The organism is Rhodococcus sp. R1101 (genome assembly GCF_000278445.1).
GTDB lineage: Bacteria > Actinomycetota > Actinomycetes > Mycobacteriales > Mycobacteriaceae > Rhodococcus > Rhodococcus gordoniae.
Genome location: NZ_AJVB01000342.1, coordinates 1 through 4,149, shown reverse-complemented (window position 1 = coordinate 4,149; position 4,149 = coordinate 1). Strand labels below are relative to the sequence as shown.

3 protein-coding genes are annotated in these 4,149 nt (G+C 72.8%); 2 read left to right on the top strand and 1 reads right to left on the bottom strand.

Annotated features, from left to right (window positions below):
* The first annotated feature begins 227 nt into the window (after window positions 1-227).
* Together R1101_RS0117415 and R1101_RS0117410 are read left to right on the top strand one after the other, a co-directional pair.
* Window positions 228-614 (top strand): TA system antitoxin ParD family protein, encoded by a 387-nt coding sequence (locus R1101_RS0117415; protein WP_016934644.1) that lies wholly within the window; start codon window positions 228-230, stop codon window positions 612-614.
* Window positions 611-1,180, top strand: coding sequence for a zeta toxin family protein (locus R1101_RS0117410; protein WP_016934643.1), 570 nt, complete (start codon window positions 611-613; stop codon window positions 1,178-1,180). The genes R1101_RS0117415 and R1101_RS0117410 overlap by 4 nt, the downstream gene beginning before the upstream one ends.
* A 31-nt stretch (window positions 1,181-1,211) precedes the next feature.
* Here the strand turns inward: R1101_RS0117410 and R1101_RS27270 are convergent.
* The coding region (locus R1101_RS27270) for a non-ribosomal peptide synthetase (protein WP_016934642.1) at window positions 1,212-4,149 on the bottom strand (2,938 nt) is incomplete at its 5' end.

Genomic DNA, 4,149 nt, shown 5'->3' with positions numbered 1-4,149 from the left:
TTACCCGGGGTACGGGGGTCCCGGGCCCGGGCCCGGGGGGGGGTTCCCGGGTCCCCCGGGGGCCCGGGACCCGGGCCGGGGCCGGGGGGTTTCCCGGGATCGGGGTGTCGATCCGGGTGGTGATGCGCCGGATGAGGTCACGAACCGGTGGTGCTGCACGGACGGACTGCGCAGTCGATGTTGCACCTCGCTACACTGGTAGCAATCTGCTACACCGGGAGGTCGTCATGACGTCGTCCACCGACAAGGTCACCCGCTTCGACGCCGAACTCGTCGACAGCGCCATCGCCGAGGGCGGTCGCCAGAACCGCACCGGACGCCAGCAACTCGAATACTGGGCCCGCATCGGCCGCGCGATGACCGCCCACGAGACCGCCTCCCTGCACCGGGTGCACGAGGCGCTGGCCGGGACGCGGGAACCGGAGGATCTCACCGCCGCCGAGGGACGCCTGTTCGACGCGGAGATCGACGCGCGCCTGGCGGACGGTCTGGCCCGCACCGACTACGCCGAGGTGCTCGCCGCACGCGGGGTCACCACGGTGGTGCTCGACGACGAGGGCCGGCTGGTCGAGCAACGTCCCGACGGTAGCCGCCGGGTCCTCGACGACGCATGAGGCGTCTGGATCTGATCGTCGGTCCCAACGGTTCGGGCAAGTCGACGTTCGTCGAGTTGTCCCTCGCTCCCCTGCTGCCGCACAGCGTGTTCGTCAACGCGGATGTGATCGCGCGGCAGCGCTGGCCGGAGCGGGCCGAGGAGATGTCGTACGAGGCGGCGCAACTCGCCGCCGCCGCGCGGGACCGGCTGATGCGGCAGGGCCGGTCGTTCATCGCGGAGACGGTGTTCTCGCATCCGTCGAAGCTGGAGTTGGTCGACCGGGCGCACGAGGCGGGATATGTGGTGGTGCTGCACGTGATGCTGGTGCCCGAGACGATGTCGGTGCTGCGGGTGCAGCATCGGGTGGCCGCCGGGGGGCATGCGGTGCCCGAGGACAAGATCCGGGCGCGTTATCGGCGGTTGTGGCCGCTGGTGGTGGAGGCGGTCGGTCGCGCCGATCAGGCGTCGGTGTACGACACGGCGTCCGGAACTCCGGTGGTGGTGGGGCGGTTCGCGGGTGGGGTGCCGGTGGGTGCGGTGCGCTGGCCGGTGTGGGCGCCGGCGGTGCTCACCGGCCTCGGTTGAGATCCCGGCCCGGTGGGCGGATGTGCCACGGTCAGTTCCGGCGGTTCCCGTTGCGGGCGGCGACCGGCACCTCGGCGCGTGCCCAGCGGCGCAGCGCGGCGTCGCTCTCGGTCAGCCGCGCCGACAGCACCGCGATGATCGTCTCGACCGCCCGGGCGCTCACCATCTCGTGGTGAGCGCAGTCGAGGCGGTACTGGTGGATCTCCCCCGCGATCACGTTGTGCCAGGCTGCCACCGCCGGGATCGGGGCGTCCGAGCGGGCCGCGGTGAAGAACAATGCGTCCCCGTCGAAGGTGTCCGGTTCGTGCCGGCGCGCGGCGCGCGCGGTGTCGGTGGACCCGGCGTGCAGGCGTTCGAGGTGGGCGGCGGTCAGGCCGGTGCCGCCACCGAACGCCTCGTCGAGGACTGCGGCGGCGTGCTCGAAGCTCGGTTCGTCGTCGTCGACGGGAAACCCGAGATCGCGCAGCATGTCGCGGGTGCCGACGGCCGGGGACGCCCCGACGACCAGGTGGCTGTCGAGCAGCGCGAGGGTGTCGACGATCTCCCCGGCGCGGCGCAGTTCGACGGCCACGGTGTGCGCGACCACCCCGCCGAGGGACCAGCCGAGCAGGTGATACGGCCCGTGCGGCTGTACCCGCCGGATCTCCCGCACGTAGTGGCGGGCGAGCGCGGTGATGGTGTCGTGCCGTGGGCCGCCGGACAGGGCCGGCAATTGCAGTCCGTAGACGGGCCGGTCGTCGAGGCGGTGCGCGAGGGTGCTGTACGGCCAGGCCAGCCCCGCGGCGGGATGGATGCAGAACAGTGCCGTGCCGGTGCCGGGGCGCAGCGGGACGAGCACCCGGAACGCCTCGTCGATTCCGTTGCTCGCCTCGAGGTCGCCGCTGCTCAGGTGCGCGGCGAGCTCCGCCGGGGTGGGGTGGGTGAAGATCGACGCGATCGGCACCCGGCGGCCGAGTCGTTCCCCGAGAGCGGGCAGCAACCGGGTCGCCAGTAGCGAGGTGCCGCCGCGCTCGAAGAAGTCGTCGTCGACCCCGGCCCGGTCGAGACCGAGATGTTCGGCGAACAGGTCGGTGAGGAGCTTTTCGAGGTCGGTGCGCGGGGCCCGGTAGTCCCCGGCCGGGGCGGTGAACTCCGGGGCGGGCAGCGCGGCCCGGTCGAGTTTGCCGGCCGGGGTGAGCGGGATGTCGTCGAGCACGGTGATCACCGCCGGCACCATGTGCGGCGGAAGATGCTGCGCGACGTACGTTTTCACTTCGGCGGCGGTGACCTCGGCATTCGGGGCGAGGCGGATGTAGGACACCGGCAGGGCCTGCCCGGACGGGGCGGTGTGGCCGAGGGTGTGGGCGAAGACCACCTGCGGGTGCGCGGTCAGCGCCGTGTCGATCTCGCCGAGTTCGACACGGAACCCGCGGATCTTGACCTGGAAGTCGGTGCGGCCGACGTAGTCGAGGCGATGATCGGTGGTCCACCGCACCAGATCGCCGGTGCGGTACATCCGCTCCCCCGCGGCGGTGGGGTCGGGCACGAACCGGGCAGCGGTCAGCGCGGGCCGCGCGTGATAGCCGCGGGCCAGGCCGGGTCCGGCGACGTACAGTTCCCCGGCCACCCCGACGGGGACGGGCTGGAGCCGTCCGTCGAGCACCAGGGCGCGGAAGCCGCGGCTGGGGGTGCCGATGGTGACCGGTTCCCCGGCCGTCAGGGGGTCGCCGAGGGAGGTCATGATGGTCGCCTCGGTGGGTCCGTAGGCGTCGATCATGCGGCGCGAGTGGGCCCAGCGCGCCACCAGCTCCGGGGGGAGCGCTTCGCCGGCGACGAGCAGGGTGTGCAGCTCGGGGACGGTGTCCGGGTCGAGGGAGGCCAACGCGGTGGGGGTGATGAACGCGTGGCTGACCCGCTGCGCGCGCAGCACCGCGGCCAGGTCGTCGCCGCCGTAGACGTGTGGTGGCACGACCACCAGGGTCGCGGCCGCGCTCAGCGCCATCATCTGCTCGAAGATCGACGCGTCGAAGCTCGGCGACGCCAGATGCGACACCCGTGCCGCGGCGGTGACCTGCAGCCGGTCGCGTTCCTCCCGGGCCAGGGAGGCCAGGCCGCGGTGGGTGACCGTCACGCCCTTGGGGCGGCCGGTGGAGCCGGAGGTGTAGATCAGGTAGGCGGGATGATCCGGGTGCAGCACCGCGGGCCGGTCCGCGTGGTCGATCGGTGCGACCGGCCCCGAGATGAGGTCGAGGTCGTCGAGGACGAGCCAGTCCACCTCGTCGGGCAGGGCGTCGCGGTGCGCGGCGACGGTGATGCCGATGCGCGCGGCGCTGTCGCCGAGCATGAATGCGATGCGGTCGGCCGGATAGGTGGGATCGACCGGCACGAACGCCGCGCCGCTGCGCACCGTGGCCCACACCGCGGTGACCGAGTCGAGTGAGCGCGGGACCGCCAGGGCGATCATCTGTTCGGGTCCGGCGCCGCGGTCGAGCAGGCGCCGCGCGAGCCGGGTGGCGCGGGCGTCGAGTTCGCGGTAGGTGACCTGCCGGTCGCCGTCGACGACTGCGACGGCGTCCGGGGCGGCGGCGACGGCGGTGTCGAGCAGTTGCGGCCACAGCACCGCCGGTTCCGGCTCCGGCCCGATCGCGGGTACCAGCGCGGTGTGTTCGGTGGTGGTGAGCAGGTCGAGGTCTCCGACGGGGCGGTGCGGGTCGGCGGCGATCGCGTGCAACAGCCGGCCGAAGCGGTCGGCGAAGCCGCGCACCGTCTCGGCGTCGAACAGGTCGGTGGCGTAGACGAAGGCGGCGTCGAGCCCGCCCGTGGTGTTCTGCCCGATCAGCAGTTCGAGGTCGAAGTTGCACACCACCGGATCGAGCGTGACGCCGTGCACGCTCAGGTGCGGCAGTTCCACCGCGGGCAGTTCGGCGGTGTGGAATTCGAGGGAGACCTGGAACAGCGGCGAGTGCGCGGTCGAGCGGGTCGGGGCGAGG